We start from the raw sequence: 23672 nt of genomic DNA, 5'->3' as shown, positions 1-23672 counted from the left end.
CCGAGCCGCGCCCCTACCGTGGGGGGATGGGCGTGTCACCCCTCAGGCCGAAGGCGCGTCAATCGAGCGCGATATCAGGGGCGTCGGCCTGTTTCATGCCGACCGTGTGATAACCCGCGTCGACATGGTGGACCTCGCCGGTCACGCCCGAGGACAGGTCGGAGAGGAAATAGAGCCCCGCGCCGCCGACATCCTCGATCGTGACGTTGCGCCGCAGCGGCGAATTGTACTCGTTCCATTTGAGGATGTAGCGGAAGTCTCCGATCCCGCTCGCCGCGAGCGTCTTGATCGGCCCGGCGCTGATCGCGTTGACGCGGATGCCGTCGGGACCGAGGTCGTTGGCGAGGTATTGGACGCTGGTTTCGAGCGCGGCCTTGGCAACCCCCATCACGTTGTAGTGCGGGACGACCTTTTCGGCGCCATAGTAGGACAGCGTCAGGATCGATCCGCCGTCCTTCATCAGCGGGTAGGCGCGCTTGGCCGCCGCGACGAGGCTGTAGGCCGAGATGTTCATCGTCCTGAGGAAATTGTCGAGGCTGGTGTCGAGGTATTTCCCGCGCAACTCGGTCTTGTCCGAAAAGCCGATCGCGTGGACCAGGAAATCGAGCTTGCCCCAGCGCGCTTCGATCTCGGCGAAGGTCGCGTCGAGCGCATCCATGTCCGAGACGTCGCATTCGACCAGGAAATCGCTGCCGAGCTGGTCGGCGAGCGGGCCGACGCGCTTCTTCAGCGCCTCGCCCTGATAGGAGAACGCCAAATCAGCGCCGTGCTCGGCGAGCTGCTTGGCAATGCCCCAGGCCAGCGACTTGTCGTTGGCGAGCCCCATGATCAGGCCCTTCTTGCCCTTCATCAATCCGCTCATGTCCGATCCCCTTCTTCGCTCTTGTCTTGTTCGCTCTCGCGCTCTTCACCGGCGCGTTCGCCGTCCTCGTCCATGCCGGGCTCCCCGCCTTTTTCCTCGGGGGTTTCGGCCAGTGCCGCGTTCAGTTCGGCACCGATGACGACCCCTAATCCTACCAGCCAGAAAAAGAAAAGCACGATCATGACCCCGGCGAGGCTGCCATAGGTGAGATCGTAGCTGAAGAACTGGCGGATTACCGCGGGCAGCGCGAAGGTGACGAGCATCCACCAGAGGGTCACGAACAACGCGCCGGGCCACTTGGGATATTCCCGCGAGCGGTAGGCGCTCGGCGTCAGCGCATAGAACAGCATGTAGAGCGCGCCGAACAGTACGAAGGCCGGGACGAAGCGCGACCAGGCGAGGTTGGCGAGCAGGTCCTCCAGCCCGGGCAGGTAGGCGCCGATGAATTGCTGCAGCGCCCCGATCATCACCTGGACGAACAGCGACAGCAGGATCAACAGCACCGCCGCGACGATGATCCCGGTGGTGAACAGTCGATAGCGCCAGAAGGCGACAGTGGGCTCAGTGCCGTAGGCCCGGCGCAGGATGTCGCGGATCGTCTCGATCAGGCTGCCGACCGTCCACAGGCCGACCAGGGCGCCGGCCCAGAGCAACCAGCCGCTGCGTGCGTCGATCACGTCGAGCGCGACCGGTCCGACCGCATTGGCCGCTTGTGGCGGCAGGGTGACGAGGATGGTGGCGACGGCCGCCGCGCGATCCTCGACCTCGCCGAACGCGTTGAAGATCGCGGTCGCGGTAACGAAGAACGGAAAAATCGCGATGAGCGAGAGGTAGGCGAGGTTCCCGGCGTGGATCAGCCCGTCATTATAGGCGCCCGCCAGCACCCGTTTGACGACCTGGAAGAACCGCGTGCCGGGGCCGATCCTGCGTCGCACGCGCGTGTGCAGGGCCTCGCGGCGCCGCGCTTCGGGGGAGAGGTCGCGCGGGTGGCGCTGTTCGGGCGGCGGGATATGCTCCGCCTCGTCCTCGACGATCCCGTGACGCGCCTGCGACATTACCCGGTGAGGTCGGCGCGGTGATCGGTGGGGTCGGTCCAGCCTTCGAGCTTCTCGGCGAGCGGTCCGACATCTTCGGGCAACTGGATCTTGAGCGTGACCAGCTGGTCGCCGCGCCCGCCGGACTTCTTCGGCCAGCCCCGGCCTTTCAACCGCATCGTCGTGCCGCCCGACATGCCGGGCTTGATCGTCAGCATCACCGCGCCGTCGACGGTCGGGACCTTGACCTTGCCGCCGCGCACCGCCTCGTCGACGCCGATCGGGACGTCGAGCCGGATATTGTCGCCGTCGCGGCGGTAATTGGCATGGCTCTCGACCGAAATCTCGACGATTCCGTCGCCCGTGCCGCCCGGACCCTGTTCGCCCTTGCCTTTCAACCGCATGGTGGTGCCGGTCTCTACCCCGGCGGGAAGCTTGAGGTCGATCGTCTTGCCGTCGGCCAGGGTGATCCGCTGCGGCGCGAGGGTCGCGGCGTCGATGAAGGGAACCTTGAGGCGATAGCGGATGTCGGGGCCCTTCCGTTTGGGCGGAGGCGGACGCCGCCCGCCGCCGAAGCCGCCGCTGGCGCGGGGATCGGGGCCGCCGCGCCGCCCGAACAGCCCTTCGAACAGGTCGCTCAAATCGACATCGTCACCGCCGCCCATTCCGCCGAAATCCTCAGGCCGGAAACCGCCCTGTCCACCCGGGCCGCGGGCGCCTCCGCGAAACCCGCCGCCGCCGAATCCACCGCCGAAGGGCGATTTGGGATTGCCCTCGAGATCGATTTCGCCGCGATCGAACTGCCCGCGCTTGTCCTTGTCGGACAGCAGGTCGTATGCCTTGGTCGCCTCGGAGAACTTCTCCGCCGCGGATGGATTGTCCTTGTTGCGATCGGGATGCAGCTCCTTCGCCAGTTTGCGATAGGCGCTCTTGATCGCTTTCTCGTCCGCCGTGCGCGGCACGCCAAGGATTGCATAGGGATCTGCCATAAGCGGCTTAGCTAGGTGACACACTTGGTGTCTGCAAGCTTTCCTACCGGCTGCAAGGGGTTTAGACGGTCGCGCATGTCCAGTCGAAACGCTTCCGATGCCGCATCGCTCCCGAGGCCGGAAAGGCGCGGCGCGCTTTCCGCCTTGGACAGTGTAACACCCGGTCCATGCCTCCGATGAACGATCGCGCCAGCACGATCCCGGCCGACGATCCTATCGCGCTGTTCGGCGACTGGTTCGCCGAGGCCGAGGCCGGCGAACCCGACAATCCCAATGCGATGGCGCTCGCCACCGCCACCTCGGGCGGCGCGCCGTCGGTGCGCACGGTGCTGCTCAAGGACTGGGGTGCCGAGGGTTTCACCTTCTATACCAATGCGCTGAGCCGGAAGGGCATGGAGATCGGGCAGAATCCGCAGGCTGCGCTGCTGTTCTACTGGAAGTCGCTGCGCCGCCAGGTCCGGATCGAGGGCGTGCTGACGCAGGTGAGCGATGCCGAGGCCGACGCCTATTTCGCCTCGCGCCCGCGCGATTCGCAATTGGGCGCGCATGCCTCGCAGCAATCCGCCCCGCTCGATGCGCGCGCGACCTTCCTCGACCGCTTCGCCGAGGTGGAAGCGCGCTACCAGGGATCGGAGGTCCCGCGCCCGGCGCACTGGACCGGGTTTCGCCTGAGGCCGGATTTCATCGAGTTCTGGTCGGACCGGCCCAACCGGCTGCATGATCGCCGCTTGTTCAGCCGCCGGCCCGACCGGACTGGCGACGGCTGGACCTCGACTTTGCTCTATCCGTAAGGGACCGGGGATGGCTGAAACGCAAGGACACGATCAGGAACGGCGCGCCGACAGTGCGGCGCAGCGCGCGAGGCTGACCCGCGGCGCGGCCTTCGCCTCGATCGCGACCGCGCTGTTCCTGATCGGGCTCAAGGTCTGGGCGGCGTGGCGGACCGACAGTTCGGCGATGCTCGGCAGCCTTGCCGATACTGCGCTGGATCTCGTCGCCAGCCTCGCGACGCTGTTCGGCGTCTGGTACGCCGCGCAACCGGCGGACGAGGAGCATCGCTGGGGCCACGGCAAGGCCGAGGCGCTCGCGGCGATGTTCCAGGTCGTGCTGATTGCATTGTCGGCCAGCGCGATCGCGTTGCGCTCGACGATCCGGCTCGTCTCGGGCGACACCGAGGTGAGCGCACCGGGCGAAGGTATCGTCGTCTCGCTGATCGCGATCGCGGTGACCTTTGCGCTACTGGCGTGGCAGCGCTTCGTGATCCGCCGCACGCGCTCGATCGCGATCCATGCCGATCACGTCCATTACCAGTCGGACCTCCTGCTCAATGCGGCGGTGATCCTCGCACTGGTGCTCGAAGCCTATGTCGGACTGAGCGGTGCCGACCCGCTGTTCGGGATCGGGATCGCGATCTGGCTGGCGATGGGCGCCTATCGCGCCGCCTCGACCGCGATCGACCAGTTGCTCGACCGCGAATGGCCCGACGACAAGCGCCGCCGCTTCGTCGAGCTCGCGGCGCGCCATCCGGAGCTTTCCAACCTTCACGATCTTCGCACAAGGTCGAGCGGGACGCACGATTTCGTCCAGTTCCACGTCGATATGCCGCGCGAGATGACGGTCGAGGAGGCGCACGACATCATCGAGCGGGTCGAGGCCGACTTGTGCTCGCACTTCCCCGACATGGACCTGCTGATCCACATCGATCCCGAAGGCCATGTCGACGAGCCCGACAATCCGATGGTCGAGAGCGACGAGTTCGAGCAGCTGGACGATATCCCACGGAGCGATCGATGACCGCCATCGCCTACACCCATGTCGATGCGTTCGCCGATGCACCCTTCGGCGGCAACCAGGCGGCGGTGATGCCGCTCGACGCCTGGCTACCCGACGATGTGCTGCAGGCGATCGGGGCTGAGAACAACTTCGCCGAAACCGCCTTCACCGTACCCGATCCCAGCGGCGCGGCGGATTACGAATTGCGCTGGTTCACGCCCACGAACGAAGTCAAGCTGTGTGGCCATGCCACGCTCGCCAGTGGCGCCGTGCTGCTCGAACGCGACGGGACCGATCGCGTGACCTTCGCCACGCGCGCTGCGGGCGTGCTCGAAGTGCGCCGCGCGGGCGATGCCTACGAGCTCGCGCTGCCGACCAGCCGGGTCGAGCAGCGCGCCATGCCCGAACTCTCGGCTGCGCTCGGCACGGGCGATGCCCCGGTGTTCGACACGGTCGAGGGCACCGAGGACACCACTATCGTGCTGCTGGAAGACGAAGGCGCGGTGCGGGCGCTTTCGCCCGACATGCGTGCGCTCGAGGCGATCGACCGGATGGCGATCTGCACCGCGCCCGGGTCGGATACCGATATCGTCAGCCGGGTGTTCGTCCCCGCCTGGGGCGTGCCCGAGGATAGCGTGACCGGTTCGGCGCATGCGGCGATGGCGCCGTTCTGGGCCGAACGGCTCGGGCGCGACCGGTTCACCGCCTTCCAGGCCTCGCGGCGCGGCGGGCGGGTCACTTGCCGGATGGACGGGGACCGCGTGTGGCTCGGCGGCCCCTGCGTCACCGTGGTCGAGGGAACCTTCTACCTCTAATCCTGGAACAACTGGGCGAGCCGCGCGATGCGGCGGACCACGCCATTGCGCAATTCGCCGTCCTGCGTCTTGCCGAGACGCACGATGGTCAGTTCCTGGCGCGGCGAGATGAACACGTACTGGCCGAGATGCCCGATCATCGCGAAGGCGCTCTGCGGGGCGTCGTTGGGAAACAGCGACTGGCGATCGGTGCCCGAGGGGCGGTTGAGCCAGGTCTGCGCGCCGTAATCGGGCGAACGCGGGCTCGGCGTGGTCATGAACTCGATCCAGCGGCGCGGAACGACCTGGACCCCGTCGACCTGCCCGCCCTGGCGGAGGAACTCGCCGAACTTCGCCCAGTCGCGCGCGGTCGCATGCATCAGGCTGCCACCGATCAGCGTGCCGGCCGCATCGTATTCGGGGACGATCGATTCCATCCCGAGCGGCTCGAACAGCCGGCTGCGGAGGTAATCGTCGACCGCGCGGCGGCGGGCCTCGGGTGTGTCGGCGGTCGCCAGCGTGCGCGCCGCGATATCGGCGAGGATGACGGTGGTGTTGGAAGAATATTCGAACTTCTCGCCCGGGTTCGCCTCGAGGCTCTGCGCTTCGGCATGCGCCGCCATGTCGTCGCGCCCGTCGGTGAAGAGCATGCGGACCTCGTCCGATTCGTAGACCGGATCGCCCGCCTCGGTATGGGTCAGGCCCGAGCGCATCTGCAGCAGCTGGCGCAGCGTGATCTCGCCGCGCGGATCGCCGGGGCGGGTCCAGGCCGGCACCGGCGCGCTCTCGTCGAGGCTCAGCAGCCCGTCGGTCACCAGCAGGCCGATCAGGACGCCGGTGACGGTCTTGGCCATCGACCAGCTCACGAAGCGGGTCTCGGCATCGTAACCGGGAGCGTAACGTTCGGCGGCGATCTCGCCCTCGTGCACCACGATCACCGCGCGCGTCTCCGCCACATCCTCGGCGAACAGTGCTTCGACCCGGCGTGCCAGCGCATCGCGCGAGACCGACACCTGTGGTGCGATCGCGGCCTGCGCTTCCTCGCTCAGTGGCGCGGTTTCGGGATCGTATTCGGCATCGCCAGAACACCCGGCGAGGAGGAGAACGGGCGCGAGCGCAAGGGCAGCTATCGACAGGGTGGGGCGAGTGGAAATCAAGCGGCTGGACATCGCGGCGCCTGATGCGCAAAGCCTCGCCGCATGGCAACCGCAAACACGATCCAGACCCGTCGCCTGTGGCCGCGAATGCTTCTGTGGCTGGCGCTGTTCCTGGTGCTCGCGCTCGGTACGGCCTGGGCGGTCTACGGCACCACGCTGACACGCTTCGCCGAGACCGGCACCTCATATGGTGCCCGCGTCGCCTGCTCGTGCCGCTATATCGGCAACCGCTCGCTGGGCGACTGTCGCAAGGATTTCGAGCCCGGGATGGAATTGATCCGCCTGAGCGAGGATCCCGGTGCCAAGAGCGTCACCGCGAGTTTCCCGCTGATCTCGAGCCAGACCGCGACCTACCGCAAGGGCTATGGCTGCGTGCTCGAGAAGTGGGAGGACTAGGCGGCTTCGGCTTCGGCCCCTGATCCGGCCTCGACCGGCTCGGTCGCGGCGATCCAGCCACCGCCGATCACCCGATCGCCGGCATAGATCACCGCAGCCTGCCCGGGCGCGACCCCGTATTCGGGCTCCTCGAAATGCATGGTCACGGCGGCACCGTCGCCGAGCGGCCCGTCGAGCGTGACCGGAACCGGCCTGGCGAGAGAGCGGACCTTTGCGGTCAGCGGGGCGTCCGGCACCGGGCCGATGCGGTTGGTATCGACGATCCGCGCCGAGGCCACGCCCAGCAGGCGCTTGGGACCGACAACGACCGCGCGTTTTTCGGCATCGATGCGGATGACGTAGAGCGGTTCGGCCTGGCCGCCGATATCGAGCCCGCGCCGCTGGCCGACCGTATAGTGGATCACGCCGCGATGGGTGCCGAGCTCCTCGCCGGTCTCGGCATGGACGATCGGGCCGGTATCCTCGGCATCGGGGCGGACCTTGCGCACGACCTTGGCGTAATCGCCATCGGGCACGAAGCAGATGTCCTGGCTGTCGGGCTTGTTGGCCACCACCAGCCCGGCCTGCTCGGCCAGCGCGCGGACTTCCTGCTTGGGCAGGCCGCCGAGCGGGAAACGCAGGTAGTCGAGCTGGCCTTCGGTCGTCGCGTAAAGGAAATAGGACTGGTCGCGCGCGGGATCGACGGCGCGGAGCATCTCGGCCCCGGCCGGGCCCATCTCGCGGCGGACGTAATGTCCGGTGGCGAGGCAATCGGCGCCCAATTCCTTCGCCATCCCCAGCAGGTCCTTGAACTTGGGGCCCATATTGCAGCGGATGCAGGGAATCGGGGTGCGGCCCTGCATGTAATCGTCGGCGAACTGGTCGATCACTTCGTCCTTGAAGGCCGAGGCGTGATCGAACACGTAATGCGCGATGCCGAGCCGGTCGGCGACCATCCGCGCATCGCGGATATCGTCGCCCGCGCAGCAGCTCTTGGCACGGCCGACCGCTTCGCCATGGTCGTAGAGCTGGAGCGTGATTCCGATGACTTCCGCACCGGTGCGCGCGGCGAGCGCAGCGACCACCGAGCTGTCGACCCCGCCGGACATGGCGACGACGATCTTTTTCGCGGCGGGATCGCCGTCGAGCTGGAACAGCGCAGCCGGATCGGCGCTGGAGAGGATCGTTGGTGCGGGCATGCGGGTGCACATAGGCATTATGGGCGAAAACGGCAATCGGTGCGGCGCTGGAGCGTGCATCGGGCGTGTCCCGTAATCATGCTTTACCTTTCATTTGTCATGTTTGGGTATCACGCCCGGTCATGGACATGAGCTTTTCGCCCAAGGACTGGCCGCAAATTCGCACCGAGTCGCGCGATTCTGCCGATTCGGACGGTCCCGACTGGCGCGAACTGCTCGCCCGCCTTGACGCGGCACAGGCCGCACGAATCACGCTCAACGACGCCGGCGAACTGGGCAACCGAGGCAGCTTCTCGCCCGGGTCGGCGCGCAATATCGGGGCCTTGGGCGAGGACGTTAAGGAAGATGAAAGCGCCGTTAACCAAGGCGTTTCAGGCAATGGCAAGAGCGACACGGCAGAAGGATGCGTGGAGACCGGGACCGAATTGCCCGGTGACGCGAGGAACTAGATGATCGAGAACCAGAAAATCCGTCCGGAATCGGTGATCGGGCCATTGGGTGAACCTCTCACGCTCGAGGACCTGCCCAAGCCGAACACGCGCCGCTGGGTCGTGCGCCGCAAGGCCGAGGTCGTGGCCGCCGTCAATGGCGGGCTGCTGACCATCGACGAAGTCTGCGAACGGTATGGCCTGACGCTGGAGGAATTCGCCTCGTGGCAGCGAGCGGTCGATCGCTCGGGCATGCAGGGACTGCGCGTGACACGCATCCAGCACTATCGCGATCTCTACGAACGCCAGCACAAATACTGACCCTTTCCACCTGATGGTCACGTACGCGCGCATCCCCAGCGGGTTGCGCGCGTTTCGTTTTGCGCGCCTTCCCGGGAACACTTGTTCCGATTGGTCCGTTTGGGAAGCGGAACGGGGCTGGCATGGGCCGAATTCCCGTTCTCATGCTGGTCCCGCAAGAAGGACCGAACAGGAGGAAATCAGGCTATGGGCATTATCATTGCAATCATCGTCGGCGGTGTCGCCGGTTGGCTCGCTTCGATCGTCATGAACCGCGACGCATCGATGGGCATTTTCTGGAATATCATCGTCGGTATCATCGGGGCCGTGCTGGGCAACTGGCTGCTCGCCCCGCTGCTTGGTTTCGGCGGCAGCATCCAGACCTTCGATCTCGGTGCCTTCGTGATCGCCATTCTCGGCGCGGTCATCCTGCTCGCGATCGTGAATCTCGTCCAGCGCGGACGCGTTCGCTAGGAAATTCCGACATTTGCACACTGATTGCGTGCTCGAAGCGGGCGGTCTCCCTACGGGTGGCCGCCCGTTTTCCTTGGCGCGTTGACCGGTGGGAATACGTCGTTCGCAGATGCAATATTGAGCAAATGGAGTGTGAGGCGTAACCCGGGCTTGAGTGCGGTGTGATATCAGTGTAACACACCAGCTCCACGATGGGGACCGATATGAACGCCGAAATGCACATCGACACTGACAGCGCCGCACGGGTCGACGATCCGTTTGCGCTCGATGCCAACGAGCGCCGCAAGCGTCGTCGGTTGTGGATCATTCTCGCTGTGATCGTCGTGTTGGTAACGGCCGGTCTATGGCTGATGACCCGTGGCGGCGATGCCGCGGCACCTGCCCCGGGCGCCGAAGAGGCCGCGGGGCAGGCGGTCACCGTGGTCGTCCCCGGGCGCGCGACGATTGCGGGCGAAATCACTGCCACGGGGACCCTCGCTGCGCGCCGTGAAATGCCGATCGGGGTGCCCGGAGCGGGCGGTCAGGTCACCCGGGTCCTCGTCGATGCGGGCGACTGGGTCCGCGCCGGCCAGGCGCTCGCCGTGCTCGACCGGTCGGTCCAGGCGCAGCAGATCGACCAGCAGCGCGCGCAGATCCGCGTCGCCGAATCCGATGCGCGGCTCGCCCAGTCCAACCTCGATCGCGCGCTCCAACTGGTCGAACGCGGCTTCATCTCGACCGCCGATGTCGATCGCCTGACCGCAACGCGCGATGCCGCCGTTGCGCGGGTCGAAGTCGCCAAGGCCCAGTTGAAAGAATTGCAGGCACGCACCGCGCAGCTCAATATCGTTGCCCCCGCAGCGGGTCTCATCCTCGAACGCAACATCGAACCCGGGCAGGTCGTCGGCGGCGGTTCGGGCGCCGTGTTCCTGATGGCGCGCGGCGGCGAGATGGAACTGCTCGCGCAATTGGGAGAAGACGATCTGGCGCGGATCTCGGCCGGCGTGACGGCGGAAGTCGTCCCGGTCGGACTCGACCGATCGTTTACCGGCCAGGTGTGGCAGATCGCCCCGACGATCGACCCGCAGTCCCGCCAGGGCACCGCGCGCATCGCGCTGTCCTACGCCCCCGGGCTCAAGCCGGGCGGTTTCGCTACCGCTACCATCGCTTCGGGCACGCTGGTCGCGCCCAAGCTCCCCGAGAGCGCGATCCAGGACGATAACGGCCAGTCCTTCGTCTACATCGTAAAGGACGATAACACTGTCGCGCGGCGCAATGTCAGGACCGGCCTGATCACCGATGACGGCGTGGCGATCGTTGAAGGCCTGACCGGGACCGAAAAGGTCGTCCTGCGAGCCGGCGGCTTCCTGAAGCCGGGCGAGAAGGTCTCGCCCAAGGTCCGCCGCGAACAGGACTGAACCCGATGAACCTGCGTTATCTCTCTGCTTGGTCGATCAAGCACCCGGTCGTTCCGCTCGTCCTGTTCGTCGCGCTCACCCTCGCCGGTCTGATCGCGTTCAACCGGATGGAGGTGCAGAACGAGCCCGACATCGATTTCCCCGCCGTCGTCGTCTCGATCTCGCAGCCAGGTGCCGCCCCGACCGAGCTCGACACGCAGATTACGCAGAAGGTCGAAAGCGCGGTCTCGAACGTCGAGGGGATCGAGACGATCCAGAGCCGGGTCAGCGAAGGCAATTCGCAGACGATCCTGTTCTTCGAGATCGGCAACGACGTGAACGACCTCGTCAACGAGGTCGATGCCGCGGTCCAGCAGATCCGCGGCGACCTGCCCGACGGGATCATCGAGCCACAGGTCCGCAAGATCAATACGCTCGACAATTTCGCAAGCTACGCCGTCGTTGCCGAAGACATGACGATGGAAGAACTGAGCTGGTTCGTCGACGATACCGTCTCCAAGCGCCTGCTCGCGGTCCCCGGCATGGCGCGTGCCGGGCGCAGCGGCGGCGTCGATCGCGAGATCCGCGTGATCCTCGATCCGGCGCGAATGCAATCGCTCGGGGTCACTGCGAGCCAGGTCAACTCGGCGATCGCGCAGAGCAATCTCGATGCCGGCGGCGGCCAGGCCGAAATCGCCGGCGCGCGCCAGTCGGTGCGCGTGCTCGGGACATCGGAAACCGCGTTCGAACTCGGCCAGCGCCGGATCTCGCTCGGCGGCGGTCGCTCGGTCAAGCTGTCCGACATCGCCGAAGTCACCGATGGCGAGAGCGAGGTCTACCGGATATCCAAGGTCGACGGCCGCCCGGTCGTCACCTTCGACCTCACCCGCGCGCGCGGCGAGTCCGACGTCACCGTCTATGACGAGGCGCAGGTGGTCATGGACGAGATCGAGGCCGAGAACCCCGGCCTCGAATTCGTCGAACTGTTCAACGTCGTCAAGTACACCAAGGCGCAGTACAAGAGCTCGATGGCGGCGCTGATCGAGGGCGCGATCCTCGCCGTGATCGTGGTGTTCTTCTTCCTCCGCGACTGGCGCGCGACGATCATCTCGGCGATCGCGATCCCGCTGTCGGCGGTGCCGACCTTCTTCTTCCTCGAATTCATGGGCTTCACGCTCAACCAGATGAGCCTGCTGGCGCTGGGGCTCGTCGCGGGCGTGCTGGTCGACGACGCGATCGTCGAGATCGAGAACATCGTCCGACACATGCGAATGGGCAAATCGGCCTACCAGGCCTCGATCGACGCGGCTGACGAGATCGGCCTCGCCGTCGTTGCGACCAGCTTCTCGATCGTCGCGGTGTTCCTGCCGGTCGCAATGATGCCGGGCATCGCGGGCCAGTATTTCCAGAATTTCGGCGTGACGGTCGTCGTCTCCGTGCTGATGAGCCTTGCCGTAGCGCGCATGATCACTCCGATGTTGGCCGCCTATTTCCTCAAGGAACACGGCGTGGCCGACCATGCCAACGGGCCGTGGATCGACCGCTATTCGCGGATCCTTGCCTGGACGCTCGATCGCGACAAGGCGCGGGCGATCAAGGCGCGCAAGATCGAACGCAAGGGTAAGATCGGCTTCTTCGGCAAGCTTGGTGCACATTTGCGCGGCGATCATCGCGCGTGGGTGATGGGCATGGGCCTGCTCTCCTTCGTCGCGACGATCTTCCTCTTCGCCACGACCCCGGCGCAGTTCTTCCCCAACACCGACATGGATTTCGCGCGGGTCCGCATCGAGATGGTCCCGGGTACAACGCTCGAACAGACCGAGGAAGTCGCCGATCAGGTCAACGCGCTGCTCAAGGAAGAGCCAGAGGTGAACCAGGCGCTGGTCAACGTGAGCGAGGCCAGCGCGTCGATCTTCGTCACCTTCAAGGAGGATCGGGCGCGCTCGAGCACCGAATTCGAACGCGAGGTATCGCAGAAGTTCAACCAGATCGCCGATGCGCGCGTCAGCTTCCAGAACATGCAGGGCGGCGGCGGTGGCGGCGGCTCGGGCCGTCCGATCAACGTCATGCTCTCGGGCAGCGACCCGGTCCTGCTCGAAGAAACCGCGCAAGTCCTCGTCGAGCAGATGGGTGGGCTCGAAGAACTGACCGCCCCCCGCGTGGAGGCCGATCTCCAGCGGCCCGAACTGATCATCACCCCGCGTACAGAACTTGCCGCCTCGCTCGGCGTGACGACCTCGGCGCTGAGCCAGGCCATCCGTATCGCCACGATCGGCGAGATCGACCAGCGCGCGGCGCGCTTCTCGCTCTCGGACCGCCAGATCCCGATCCGGGTGATGCTGCCGGAATCCTCGCGCGACCGGATCGCGACGATCCGCAACCTGCCCGTGCCCACCGCCAGCGGTGGCTCGGTGCCGCTCGAGCGCGTCGCCGAGATCCGCTTCGGCGCCGGACCGACCACGATCCAGCGCGAAGATCGCAAGCGCCGCGTTTTCGTGAGTGCCGATATCGCGCCGGGTGCCGAAGAGGGTGTGGCCAAGGCGAAGATCGACGAACTGCCGATCATGCAGGACCTTCCGACAGGGGTGTCGAACGCGCCGTCGGGCTCGGATCGCTGGCTCGAGGAATTCCTCGTCAACTTCCAGATCGCCTTGGCGACGGGCATCCTTTCGGTTTTCGCGGTGCTGGTCCTGCTCTACCAGCGCCTGATGTCGCCGCTGGTGAACATGGGTTCGCTGCTGCTTGCGCCACTCGGCGCGGTGCTCGCGATCAAGCTCGTCGGCCAGCCGATCTCGCTGCCGTTTTTCATCGGCATCCTGCTGTTGTTCGGAATCGTGGCGAAGAACTCGATCCTGCTCGTCGACTTCGCGATTGAGGCGATGGCCGAGGGTCACCGCAAATACGACGCGATCATGGAGGCCGGACGCAAGCGCGCGCAGCCGATCGTCATGACCACCGTGGCGATGACCGCAGGCATGATCCCGACCGCGTTGGCGCTGCAGGCGGACGGGGCGTGGCGCCAGCCGATGGGCACCGGCGTGATCGGCGGGCTACTGGTCTCGACCGTCCTCACGCTGCTGATCGTCCCGGCTGGTTTCAGCCTCGCCGACGGGATCGAGAAGCGGGTCGGACCGTGGATGCGACGGAAAATGCTCAGCTACGATCCGAAGGACCGCGAGAACGCCAAGTTCCCGGGAGCGCTTGACGACCGCCGGGGCGAAGGCGCAATGCCTGCCGAGTGAGCGGTAAACGACTGACATTGCGGCCCGTGGCGGGCGCGCCGATCCCGCCGGACCGCGCGCGCCGGATGCGGATTGCCGCGACCGGCATGCTCGGTGCGATGGCCGCGCTGTTCGTGCTGTCGGGCCAATACCTCGACCTGCACCCGGCCTGGGGCTTCGTCCACAGCTTCGCCGAGGCCGCAATGGTAGGCGGGATCGCGGACTGGTTCGCGGTGACCGCGCTGTTCCGCCACCCGTTCGGCATCCCGATCCCGCACACCGCGATCATCCCGAACAACAAGGATCGCATCGCCGACACGATGGCGGACTTCCTGCGCGACAATTTCCTCACCCCCGCGGTGGTCGCGCGGCGGATGATCGGGATGAACATTGCCGGCGCGGTCGGCGATTTCCTCGCCTCGCCGCCCAAGTCCGACGGTTCGCGGATCGCGGCGGGTGCGGCGAGCCTGTTCGCCGACGTGCTCGAATCGCTCGATCCCGAGCGGATGGGCGGCCAGGTCCGCAGCGGGCTCAAGGCAACGCTGGCGCGGATCGAGGTCGCGCCTCCGGCCGGCAAGATGATCGAGGCCGCGATCGCCGACGGGCGGCACCGCCCGCTGATCGATTCGGTGATCCGCTGGGTCGCGCTCGCGCTCGAGGACAACGAGGATCTCGTGCGCGACATGATCCATCGCCGCGCCAATGCGCTGCTGCGCTGGACCGGCCTCGACGAACGGCTCGCCAATTCGGTGATCGACGGACTCTACAAGCTGCTCGCCGAGACGCTGGTCGATCCCGACCACCCGATCCGCAGCAAGGTCGAGGAAAGTCTCGAGAAGCTCGCGCACGACCTGCAGCATGATCCGGAGCTCAAGGCGAAGGTCGAGAAGGCCAAGAACGACTTGCTCGACAATCCCGCGCTGGCCGACTGGTGGCAGGGCGTGTGGGAGCGCGCGCGCAAGGCGATGCTCGATACCGCGCGCAATCCCGACAAGGCGATGCAGGGCGAGATCGGCAAGCTGGTCGGCGAACTCGGCGGTGCCATGTCGAACGATCCCCGCCTGCAAATCATGGTCAACCGCTTCGCGCGCCGGACCGCGGTCGGCGTCGCGACGCGCTATGGCGACCAGATCGTGCGGCTGGTGTCTGAAACCGTGCGCCGCTGGGATGCGCGAACGATCACCGACCGGGTCGAGGGCGCGGTCGGCCGCGACCTCCAGTTCATCCGCATCAACGGGACGCTGGTGGGCGGCCTCGTCGGCGTGACATTGCATGCGCTGAGCTATGCCTTCTGACCGCCTCCCGCGAGACCGGCCCCTGCTGACCACAGACCGGCTCGAATTGTGGCTGCCGAAGGTCGGCGACACCCCGCAGGTCCATGCGATCGTCAACGAGCCCGAGACCGCGCGCCATCTCGGCCCCCCGCAGGATTATGCCGAGGCCTTCTCGCGCGGACTGCGCGCCGCAGGCAGCTGGCTTCTCTACGGCTACGGCATGTTCATGCTGCGAAAGGCGGGCGAAAAGGAGATCATCGGGCTCGCTGGAATCTTCCACACCTATCGCGGCCTGGGCGAGGGAATGGACGACCAGCCCGAAGCGGGGTGGATCGTCGGTGCCGGACACGTCGGTCGGGGTTACGCCCGCGAGGCGATGCTAGCCGCGCTCGAATGGTTCGACCGGACCCGCGGGCCGAAACGCGTCGTCGCGATGATCGAAGTCGGGAACGACGCGAGCTTCGCGCTGGCGGAACGGCTCGGCTTCGCGGAATTCCGCCGCGCCGAAAAGGACGGGTGCGAGCTGGTGCTGCTGGAGCGGGTGCCCGACTGAATGGTCGGCCCTTTGACACACGCTCATCGGTTCGAGAACGTAAACGAGAAATTCGTGTAATCCTTGATGGGATTGCCCTCTTCATCTTGCGCGGGCTCGAAACGCGCACGCTTCATCATCTGACCGCAGACAAATGCTGCAGCGCCCTCTCCAGGCTCAGGCAACCGTGACCAACACTGTTCGACTTTGCCTTCCACATCGACGATCATGGTCATTGTGACGGTTCCGTTCCACCGTCCGCCCGGGACCTCTCTCACTATGGCGCGGAGCCATCTCATCGGATCCTTGGTTTTAGCGCGACTTGTGGCCTTTTCGAGTACAGCCGGGTCGACGCCATGGCCTCGCATGAGGTCGTCGACACAGGCTCGCAGCGCGGCAAGAGGTTCGTGCATTGATCCGGTTGCAAAGGTCAGAGGCTCGCGAAGTCCACTGCGCAGCTCGAAAAATTCGACTGCCCGCTCCTTGCCATTGCGCAACGCCGCGATTTCACTCGCGGACAGTTCGGCATCAGCTCCCGCTTCGCCTGACAGATTGATCTTGGAGGCGAAGAGCAGGCCCTCCGTGTCGCCGCGTCCGACCCGGTAACTGCTCTTGATTGTAGCGACCGGATCGCCGGGAAAAAAATAGGCCTCGACCGGCTCTCTCGTGTTCGGTCGCAGGTCGCTGCCCAAGATTGCGTAATCGACGAGATCACCCGGTGTCGTTTTTTGCAACGTCAGATAAATCGGGGCATCCTCTCGACCGAAGGCACGCGACATCGTGCAACGATTCTCTCCGTAATCCAGCACCCACGGTGCCACCGGGGTCAGTGCCTCGGTCTGAGGGCTGCCGGGATCGAGCGCGGTCGTCGCAGGCTTGGTCGCGATCATGGTCTGAGCGCGAGCGACACCAGTTGCGTGAGCACCGATCAACGCAAGAGCGCTTACGGTGAACTTCCAAGAAACCGATGGCATGGTGCGCCCCCCTTTTCGCGTCATACACGCAAGGGGGGAGACCCCTGTCAACTGCTTAGAGCTTCTCGGTAAGCTCCGGCACGGCCTGGAACAGGTCTGCGACGAGGCCGATATCGGCGACCTGGAAGATCGGCGCGTCCTCGTCCTTGTTGATCGCGACGATGGTCTTGGAATCCTTCATCCCCGCGAGGTGCTGGATCGCGCCCGAGATACCGATCGCGATATAGACGTCCGGGGCGACGATCTTGCCGGTCTGGCCGACCTGGTAGTCGTTGGGGACATAGCCCGCATCGACCGCCGCACGGCTCGCACCGACGCCAGCATTGAGCTTGTCGGCGAGCGGCATGATGTACTGCTCGAAGGTCTCCGCATCCTTGAGCGCGCGACCGCCCGAGACGATGATCTTGGCGCTGGTCAGTTCGGGGCGATCGCCTCCCTCGGCGAGTTCCTGGCTGACGAAGCTGGAGATTCCGGCATCGCCGGGACCGCTCACGGCTTCGATCTCGCCGTTTCCGCCTTCGGTGGCGGCCTTGTCGAACGCGGTGCCGCGGACGGTGATGACGAGCTTTTCGTCCGAGCTCTCGACCGTCGCGATCGCGTTGCCGGCATAGATCGGGCGGGTGAAGGTCTTGTCGCCCTCGACCGAGAGGATGTCGGAGATCTGCATCACGTCGAGTCCGGCCGCAACGCGCGGGGCGATGTTCTTGCCGGTGGTGGTCGACGGCGCGAGGAACGCGTCGTGATGGCCCATCTGGTCGACCACCAGCGGCGCGACGTTCTCGGCCAGCTGGTGTTCGTAGGCGGCGTCGTCGGCGACATGGACCTTGCCCACGCCCTCGATCTTGGCAGCGGCTTCGGCGACCGCGCCACAATTGTGACCCGCGACCAGCAGGTGCACTTCGCCGAGCTTCGAGGCGGCGGTGACGGCGGCGAGCGTCGCGTCGCCGAGCGAGTTGTTGTCGTGATCGACCAGAACCAGCGTTTTCATATCGCTATCCTTTAAATTCCTGTGCGGGCGCGCTTACGCGACGCCCAGCGCCTTCAGCTTGGCGACGAGCGCATCGACGTCCTCGACCTTCTCGCCCGCCTGGCGGACCGGCGGTTCGGAGACGTTGGTCGTCTTGAGGCGCGGTGCGATGTCGACGCCGAAATCGGCGGGGTTCTTGGTGTCGAGCGGCTTCTTCTTCGCCTTCATGATGTTTGGCAGCGAGGCGTAGCGGGGCTCGTTGAGGCGGAGGTCGGTGGTGACGATCGCGGGCATGGTCAGCTTGACCGTTTCGAGCCCACCGTCGATCTCGCGCTTCACGGTGACGCTGTCGCCCTCGATCTCGACTGTATTGGCGAAGGTGCCCTGCGGACGGTTCATCAGCGCGGCGAGCATCTGGCCGGTCTGGTTCGAATCGTCGTCGATCGCCTGCTTGCCGAGGATCACGAGGCCGGGCTCTTCCTCTTCGGCGATCGCCTTGAGGATCTTGGCGACGCCGAGCGGCTCGACCTCGTCGTCGGTTTCGACGAGGATCGCACGATCGGCGCCCATGGCGAGCGCGGTGCGCAACGTTTCCTGCGCCTTGGCCGGGCCGATCGACACCGCGATCACTTCCTCGGCCTTGCCCGCTTCCTTGATCCGGATCGCTTCCTCGACCGCGATCTCGTCGAACGGGTTCATGCTCATCTTGACGTTGGCGAGATCGACGCCGGAGCCGTCCGCCTTGACGCGGGGCTTCACGTTGTAGTCGATCACCCGTTTGACGGGGACGAGGATTTTCATGTGGGTCCTTTCGGCTGGAACGGTGCCTGATGGTTGCGCAGGGCTGCGCGGCCCCGCCTTGTTAATCGAATGACGCGGGCGACATTGCGTTCCGATGGCGCGAGGTCAAGCCCCGCCGGCGCGATGCCGCTTTACCGTAACGTAAAGCGGGCGTAGTTTTACGGCGCAACAGGGAGAACCCCGCATGATCCGCCCGTTCCTGGCCGCGATTCTCTTGTTCTCGAGCCCGCTCGCCGCGCAGGAGACGCGCGTCGCGCCCGAGGATCACTCTCCGCCGCCCGCCACGCTCGCGCAGGTCGACTGGCTCGTGGGGCAATGGGCGGGCGAGGGGATCGGCGGTGCCGACGCGATGGAAAGCTGGCTGCCGCCGGTCGGCGGGACGATGGTCGGCACATTCGTGCAGGCGCAGGGCGACGGCACGATCATGTTCACCGAACATCTCTACCTGATGGAAGAGGCAGGCACGCTGGTCCTACGGCTCAAGCACTTCCACGCCGATCTCACGGGGTGGGAGGAGAAGGACGGGATGCTGACTTTCCGCCTCGTCGCAATGGAGCCATGCGCCGCCTACTTCCACGCGCTGACGCTTCGCTGCGACGGCGAGAACGGGCTCCTCGCCGCCGTCCGCATGAAATCGGAGGGCGACGAGGTGCGCGAGCTGGTCTTTCGGTTCGAACGGGCGGGTTAGGCCGCCTTCTTCACCTCGGCCACGATCTTGCGGGCGGCATCGCCCAGGTCGTCGGCACTGACGATCGGCAGGCCGGAATTCTCGAGGATTTCCTTGCCCTTCTCGACATTTGTCCCCTCGAGGCGGACCACCAGCGGGACCGAGAGGTTCACGTCCTTGGCCGCCGAGACGATGCCGTCGGCGATGATGTCGCACTTCATGATGCCGCCGAAGATGTTCACGAGGATGCCTTCGACCGCATCGTCCTTGAGGATGATCTTGAACGCCGCGGTGACCTTTTCCTTGGTCGCGCCGCCGCCCACGTCGAGGAAGTTGGCGGGGAAGGCGCCGTTCAGCTTGATGATGTCCATCGTCGCCATGGCGAGGCCGGCGCCGTTGACCATGCAGCCGATATTGCCGTCCAATTTGATATAGGCGAGGTCGTATTCGCTCGCCTCGACTTCGGCCGGGTCTTCCTCGGTCTCGTCGCGCATCGCCTCGACGTTCTTGTGGCGATAGAGCGCATTGCCGTCGAAGCTCATCTTGGTGTCGAGCACCAGCAGGTCGCCGTCCTTGGTCTCGACCAGCGGGTTGATCTCGAGCATTTCGACGTCGAGCGCCATGAACGCCTCATAAAGCTGCCCGGCGAGCTTCTGGCACTGCTTGTTGGTGTCGCCCGACAGTTCGAGCGCGAAAGCGACCGCGCGGCCGTGATGCGGCATGAAGCCCTGCGCCGGGTCGATCGTGATCGTGTGGATTTTCTCTGGCGTGTCGTGCGCGACCGCCTCGATGTCCATCCCGCCCTCGGTCGACACGACCATCGCGACCTGGCCAGAGGCGCGATCGACCAGCAGCGACAGGTAGTATTCGTGCGCGATGTCGACGCCATCGGTGACATAAAGGCGGTTGACCTGCTTGCCTTCGTCGCCGGTCTGCGCGGTCACCAGCGTGTTGCCGAGCATTTCCTTCGCCGCGTGCTCGACTTCGTCGATCGACTGGGCGAGGCGGACGCCGCCCTTCGCATTGGCGTCCAGTTCCTTGAACTTGCCCTTGCCGCGGCCGCCGGCATGGATCTGGGCTTTCACGACGTAAAGCGGGCCGGGCAGCTGCTTGGCGGCGGCGACTGCCTCTTCGACCGTCATCGCGGCGATGCCCTTGGGCACGGCGATCCCGTGTTCGGCGAGCAGTTCCTTGGCCTGGTATTCGTGAATGTTCATGGGTGGGTCTTTCCGCTTGGAATGAGGATTCGTCCGGGGGTTTGCGGCGCGCCTTCGCATATGCGGCGCGACTTGAAAAGTGGGCCCGCAATGGGCAGCGACGATGCGATGGTTTCTCCGGGCGAACTCGAACAGGTCATGCGCGAGGCCGGCGCATTGGCGATGGAGTATTGGCCGGGGGCGGGCAACGACGTCGAATCGTGGGAGAAATCGCCCGACAACCGCGTGAGCGAAGCCGATCTTGCGGTCGATCGCTACCTGCATCGCGCGCTCGGCGACCTCGCACCCAATGCGGGCTGGCTATCGGAGGAGACCGCCGACGACACTGCTCGCGCCGAACAGCGCCGGTGCTGGATCGTAGACCCGATCGACGGGACGCGCGATTTCCTGCGCGGGCGCGACGGCTGGTGCGTGTCGGTTGCGCTGGTCGAGGAGGGCCAACCGGTGCTCGCCGCGCTCGAAGCGCCGGCGCGGGGGCAGACTTGGCTCGCGCGGAAGGGCGAGGGGGCATCGCTCGACGGAAAGGCGCTCTCCTGCTCGGACTGCGCCCAGCTGGCCGGAGCGCGGGTGCCGATCCACGACCTGCCCAAGACCGACCGCGATCTCGCCAAGGTCTCGCAACCCAATTCGATCGCCTTGCGGGTCGCGATGGTCGCGGCGGGAGAGGCGGACATGGTGCTGACGATGCGCTGGGGCGCGGAATGGGATCTCGCCGCCGCGGCGCTGATCGCGAGCGAGGCGGGCGCGACGGTCACCGCGGCGACCGGCGAGCCCTATCGCTTCAACAAGCCGGAGCCGCGCATTTTCGGGGTGCTTGCGACGGCGCCGGCCCTTCACGGACCGGCGCTCGAGCGTTGGGGCGGGAGGGCGGGCGAGATTGCGAACAAGGCCGCTCGCCCATCCGGGTTCGTCAACTGATCGCGGCTGCGATCACTGCTGGGCCTTGGCTTCGGCGACGTCTTCCTCGGTGATCGGGATGATCTTGATCTCGACCCGGCGGTTCTGCGCCCGGCCGGCTTCGGTGCCGTTGTCGGCGATCGGCTGGGTTTCGCCGAAGCCTTGCGTCATGATCCGGCGACGATCCACATTGCGCGCAATCAAGTAGTCCGCGACCGCCTTGGCGCGCCGTTCGGACAGCGCCTGGTTGAAGGCGTCCGAGCCGGTCGAATCGGTGTGGCCGTAGACGTCGATCAGGCTGTTGGGATAGTCGACCAGCGTCGCCGCGACCTCGTCGAGCGTGGCGCGGAAGCTGGGCTTGAGCGTCGAGCTGCCGACATCGAAGGTCACGGTGTCGGGCAGGTTGACGAGGATCGATTCGCCGTCGCTGGTGACGTCGACGCCCGAACCGGCGGTCTTTTCCTTCAATTCCTTGATCTGTTGGTCGATCCGGTTGCCGACCACGCCGCCGGCGACGCCGCCGATCCCGGCCCCCACGATCCGCGCGGTCTTGCCGCCGATCAGGCCGCCGAGCAGGTAGCCGGCGAGCGCGCCGCCCGCGCCGAGCACCGCGGTGCGCGAATAGGTCTTCTCGCCGGTGTTCGGATCGGTGATGCAGCCGGCGGTAACGAGCGACATGCCGCACACGGCGGCAATAGCAAATTTGTGGGATTTCATCTCTTCGTCCTTTCCCAATGGGCGCGCTTCGAGCGCAAGTTTTCTAGAGGGCCGGCTGTTGAAACGCGTGGTGAACGAGCGCGTTCCTTTGCTTTCCTCCTGCCCCCACTTTCTGCTAGCGGTCGCAGCGTGACACCCTTTCCCTGGGCAGACCTTGCGATCATCGCCGCACTCATCGTGCTCAATGGCCTCTTTGCCATGAGCGAACTGGCGATCGTCTCCGCGCGCCGGGCGCGCCTGAAGGTCGCGCTGGATGAGGGGCGGGCCGGCGCCCGGCAGGCGCTCCAGCTCGCCTCCGAACCGGGCAAGTTCCTCTCGACCGTACAGATCGGGATCAGCCTCGTGGCGATTATCGCCGGCGCCTATTCGGGTTCGAGCCTTGGCGGGCCGGTGGGCGAGCGCTTGGCGGCCTGGGGTGTTCCCGCCGATTACGCTCCCGAGGCGGGATTCGCCTTGGTCATCGTGATTGTCACCTATCTAAGCCTCGTCGTCGGCGAGCTGGTGCCCAAGCAGCTCGCCCTGCGCGCGCCCGAGAAGATCGCGATGCTGGCCGCGCCGCCGATGGCGTTCCTCGCGCGGCTGGCGGCACCGCTGGTGTGGCTGCTCGAACACTCGTCCAGCCTCGTGTTGCGCCTGTTCGGCGCGCGGCGATCGGATCCGAATCACCTGACCGACGAAGAACTGCACATGATCTTCGCCGAGGCGACCCGATCGGGCGTGCTCGAGGAGGAAGAGCGCGCGATCATGACCGGGATCATGCGCCTGGCCGACCGCCCGGTGCGCGAAGTCATGACCCCCCGTACCGAGATCGACTGGATCGACGCCGATGCCTCGCTCGAGGAAATCAAGGCCGCGATCGCCGCCTCGCCGCATTCGCTGATGCCAGTGGCCAAGGGCTCGCCGGACGAAGTCGTCGGCGTGGTCAAAACTCGCGAGCTGCTGGCCCAGATCGTCGACGGCAGGGTCCCGCAGCTCGCCTCGCTTATGGCGCGCCCCGAAATCGTTCCCGACCAGCTCGATTCGATCGACGGGCTGCGGATGCTCCAGCAGGCCGATGTCGCGATGGCGATGGTCCACGACGAATACGGCCATCTCGACGGGATCGTGACCCCGGCCGACCTGCTGCAGGCGCTGGTGGGCGAATTCGCCAGCGACCGCGATCTTGGCGACGGTCCGCAAGTGGTCGAGCGCGAGGACGGATCGCTGCTGATCTCGGGCGCGATGCCGGCCGATGCGCTGGCCGAACGCCTCGGTATGACGCTGCCCGACGAACGCGAATACGCGACCGCAGCGGGCTATGTCCTCGCGATGATCAAGCGGATCCCGCAGGCGGGCGACTATTTCGAGGACGAGGGCTGGCGGATCGAGGTCGTCGACATGGACGGCCGCAAGATCGACAAGCTGCTGGTGGCGCGAGTGAAGGGCGAGCCGGAGGTGGCGGAAGCCGAATAGCGGAGTTGCTGCTGGCGCGCAGCGGGCGACCTGGAGGCTTTTGGTTGGACCCTCGAGCGCCGGGCGCGGCGTATCCGCGCTGCTTGGCTTCGCGGCATAAGCCGCGACGGGCAGTCGCCCGCGTCCGCGCTACCGCGCGCAACTTCTGGACGCATATCGAGAGAAAGCGCGAGGCGGACACGATCGAGACGG

The 23672-nt window shown here is 66.0% G+C and carries 24 protein-coding genes; 14 read left to right on the top strand and 10 right to left on the bottom strand.

Features of this window, described 5'->3' with window-relative positions:
* Positions 1-58: 58 nt before the first annotated feature.
* The 3 genes from fabI to IEW49_RS11745 are packed head-to-tail and all read right to left on the bottom strand — an operon-like array spanning position 59 to position 2885.
* Positions 59-862, bottom strand: coding sequence for an enoyl-ACP reductase FabI (fabI, locus tag IEW49_RS11755; protein ID WP_188642830.1), 804 nt, complete (start codon positions 860-862; stop codon positions 59-61).
* A complete protein-coding gene (locus IEW49_RS11750; protein WP_188642829.1) occupies positions 859-1917 on the bottom strand; it encodes a YihY/virulence factor BrkB family protein in 1059 nt (352 codons plus the stop codon). Before IEW49_RS11750 ends, fabI begins: the two co-directional genes overlap by 4 nt.
* Positions 1917-2885, bottom strand: a complete 969-nt coding sequence (locus IEW49_RS11745) for a DnaJ C-terminal domain-containing protein (RefSeq protein ID WP_188642828.1) — start codon at positions 2883-2885, stop codon at positions 1917-1919. The genes IEW49_RS11750 and IEW49_RS11745 overlap by 1 nt, the downstream gene beginning before the upstream one ends.
* Before the next feature lie 167 nt (positions 2886-3052).
* Between IEW49_RS11745 and pdxH the strand changes: the two genes are divergently transcribed.
* The 3 genes from pdxH to IEW49_RS11730 are packed head-to-tail and all read left to right on the top strand — an operon-like array spanning position 3053 to position 5473.
* Positions 3053-3676 carry a pyridoxamine 5'-phosphate oxidase gene (gene pdxH, locus IEW49_RS11740; RefSeq protein ID WP_373282511.1) on the top strand — a complete coding sequence of 208 codons (624 nt, stop codon included), beginning with the start codon at positions 3053-3055 and terminating at the stop codon, positions 3674-3676.
* Between the two features lie 10 nt (positions 3677-3686).
* Entirely contained in the window at positions 3687-4679 is a 993-nt protein-coding gene (locus tag IEW49_RS11735; RefSeq protein WP_188642827.1) for a cation diffusion facilitator family transporter, read from the top strand.
* Positions 4676-5473: a PhzF family phenazine biosynthesis protein gene (locus IEW49_RS11730; protein WP_188642826.1), complete on the top strand. Its 798-nt coding sequence runs from the start codon at positions 4676-4678 to the stop codon at positions 5471-5473. Before IEW49_RS11735 ends, IEW49_RS11730 begins: the two co-directional genes overlap by 4 nt.
* On the opposite strand, the gene IEW49_RS11725 is transcribed toward IEW49_RS11730, so the two are convergent.
* On the bottom strand, positions 5470-6621 hold the full coding sequence (locus IEW49_RS11725; RefSeq protein ID WP_188642825.1) for a serine hydrolase domain-containing protein: 1152 nt from the start codon (positions 6619-6621) through the stop codon (positions 5470-5472). The two genes, IEW49_RS11730 and IEW49_RS11725, sit on opposite strands and share 4 nt — an antisense overlap.
* Before the next feature lie 30 nt (positions 6622-6651).
* On the opposite strand from IEW49_RS11725, the gene IEW49_RS11720 reads away from it, so the two are divergent.
* On the top strand, positions 6652-7005 hold the full coding sequence (locus IEW49_RS11720) for a hypothetical protein (RefSeq protein WP_229658186.1): 354 nt from the start codon (positions 6652-6654) through the stop codon (positions 7003-7005).
* Here the strand turns inward: IEW49_RS11720 and mnmA are convergent.
* Positions 7002-8183 (bottom strand): tRNA 2-thiouridine(34) synthase MnmA, encoded by a 1182-nt coding sequence (gene mnmA, locus IEW49_RS11715; RefSeq protein WP_188642824.1) that lies wholly within the window; start codon positions 8181-8183, stop codon positions 7002-7004. The two genes, IEW49_RS11720 and mnmA, sit on opposite strands and share 4 nt — an antisense overlap.
* A gap of 128 nt (positions 8184-8311) precedes the next feature.
* On the opposite strand from mnmA, the gene IEW49_RS11710 reads away from it, so the two are divergent.
* From IEW49_RS11710 to IEW49_RS11680, 7 genes are all read left to right on the top strand, one after another.
* A complete protein-coding gene (locus IEW49_RS11710; RefSeq protein WP_188642823.1) occupies positions 8312-8632 on the top strand; it encodes a hypothetical protein in 321 nt (106 codons plus the stop codon).
* On the top strand, positions 8633-8932 hold the full coding sequence (sciP, locus tag IEW49_RS11705; RefSeq protein WP_188642822.1) for a CtrA inhibitor SciP: 300 nt from the start codon (positions 8633-8635) through the stop codon (positions 8930-8932).
* A 186-nt stretch (positions 8933-9118) separates the two neighbouring features.
* Complete coding sequence (locus tag IEW49_RS11700) at positions 9119-9385, top strand: GlsB/YeaQ/YmgE family stress response membrane protein (RefSeq protein WP_188642821.1); 267 nt, start codon at positions 9119-9121, stop codon at positions 9383-9385.
* A gap of 203 nt (positions 9386-9588) precedes the next feature.
* Positions 9589-10782 carry an efflux RND transporter periplasmic adaptor subunit gene (locus IEW49_RS11695; protein ID WP_188642820.1) on the top strand — a complete coding sequence of 398 codons (1194 nt, stop codon included), beginning with the start codon at positions 9589-9591 and terminating at the stop codon, positions 10780-10782.
* 5 nt (positions 10783-10787) lie between these two features.
* On the top strand, positions 10788-14003 hold the full coding sequence (locus tag IEW49_RS11690) for an efflux RND transporter permease subunit (RefSeq protein ID WP_188642819.1): 3216 nt from the start codon (positions 10788-10790) through the stop codon (positions 14001-14003).
* 65 nt (positions 14004-14068) lie between these two features.
* Positions 14069-15277 carry a DUF445 domain-containing protein gene (locus IEW49_RS11685; protein WP_188643203.1) on the top strand — a complete coding sequence of 403 codons (1209 nt, stop codon included), beginning with the start codon at positions 14069-14071 and terminating at the stop codon, positions 15275-15277.
* Positions 15267-15809, top strand: a complete 543-nt coding sequence (locus tag IEW49_RS11680; RefSeq protein ID WP_188642818.1) for a GNAT family N-acetyltransferase — start codon at positions 15267-15269, stop codon at positions 15807-15809. Before IEW49_RS11685 ends, IEW49_RS11680 begins: the two co-directional genes overlap by 11 nt.
* 23 nt (positions 15810-15832) lie before the next feature.
* Here IEW49_RS11680 and IEW49_RS11675 read toward each other — a convergent pair whose 3' ends face one another.
* The 3 genes from IEW49_RS11675 to IEW49_RS11665 form a co-directional block, all read right to left on the bottom strand.
* A complete protein-coding gene (locus tag IEW49_RS11675; protein ID WP_188642817.1) occupies positions 15833-16678 on the bottom strand; it encodes a hypothetical protein in 846 nt (281 codons plus the stop codon).
* A gap of 139 nt (positions 16679-16817) precedes the next feature.
* Positions 16818-17750 carry an electron transfer flavoprotein subunit alpha/FixB family protein gene (locus IEW49_RS11670; protein WP_188642816.1) on the bottom strand — a complete coding sequence of 311 codons (933 nt, stop codon included), beginning with the start codon at positions 17748-17750 and terminating at the stop codon, positions 16818-16820.
* Positions 17751-17783: 33 nt separating this feature from the next.
* Positions 17784-18530 carry an electron transfer flavoprotein subunit beta/FixA family protein gene (locus IEW49_RS11665; protein WP_188642815.1) on the bottom strand — a complete coding sequence of 249 codons (747 nt, stop codon included), beginning with the start codon at positions 18528-18530 and terminating at the stop codon, positions 17784-17786.
* 184 nt (positions 18531-18714) lie between these two features.
* On the opposite strand from IEW49_RS11665, the gene IEW49_RS11660 reads away from it, so the two are divergent.
* Entirely contained in the window at positions 18715-19218 is a 504-nt protein-coding gene (locus IEW49_RS11660) for a DUF6265 family protein (protein WP_188642814.1), read from the top strand.
* Here IEW49_RS11660 and sucC read toward each other — a convergent pair.
* Positions 19215-20414, bottom strand: a complete 1200-nt coding sequence (gene sucC, locus IEW49_RS11655) for an ADP-forming succinate--CoA ligase subunit beta (RefSeq protein ID WP_188642813.1) — start codon at positions 20412-20414, stop codon at positions 19215-19217. The two genes, IEW49_RS11660 and sucC, sit on opposite strands and share 4 nt — an antisense overlap.
* 90 nt (positions 20415-20504) lie before the next feature.
* Here sucC and IEW49_RS11650 point away from each other — a divergent pair, with 90 nt between their 5' ends.
* On the top strand, positions 20505-21332 hold the full coding sequence (locus IEW49_RS11650) for a 3'(2'),5'-bisphosphate nucleotidase CysQ (protein ID WP_229658185.1): 828 nt from the start codon (positions 20505-20507) through the stop codon (positions 21330-21332).
* A 12-nt stretch (positions 21333-21344) separates the two neighbouring features.
* On the opposite strand, the gene IEW49_RS11645 is transcribed toward IEW49_RS11650, so the two are convergent.
* On the bottom strand, positions 21345-22028 hold the full coding sequence (locus tag IEW49_RS11645; protein WP_188642812.1) for a YiaD family glycine zipper/OmpA-like lipoprotein: 684 nt from the start codon (positions 22026-22028) through the stop codon (positions 21345-21347).
* 129 nt (positions 22029-22157) lie between these two features.
* On the opposite strand from IEW49_RS11645, the gene IEW49_RS11640 reads away from it, so the two are divergent.
* The gene (locus IEW49_RS11640) at positions 22158-23480 is read left to right on the top strand and encodes a hemolysin family protein (RefSeq protein ID WP_188642811.1); all 1323 of its coding nucleotides are present in this window, start codon (positions 22158-22160) and stop codon (positions 23478-23480) included.
* Positions 23481-23672: the final 192 nt, after the last annotated feature.

Origin of the sequence: Pseudoblastomonas marina, assembly GCF_014641655.1 — a bacterium.
GTDB lineage: Bacteria > Pseudomonadota > Alphaproteobacteria > Sphingomonadales > Sphingomonadaceae > Alteriqipengyuania_A > Alteriqipengyuania_A marina.
Note: the sequence above shows the minus strand (reverse complement) of the source record. Positions and strands in the feature narration are given on the sequence as shown.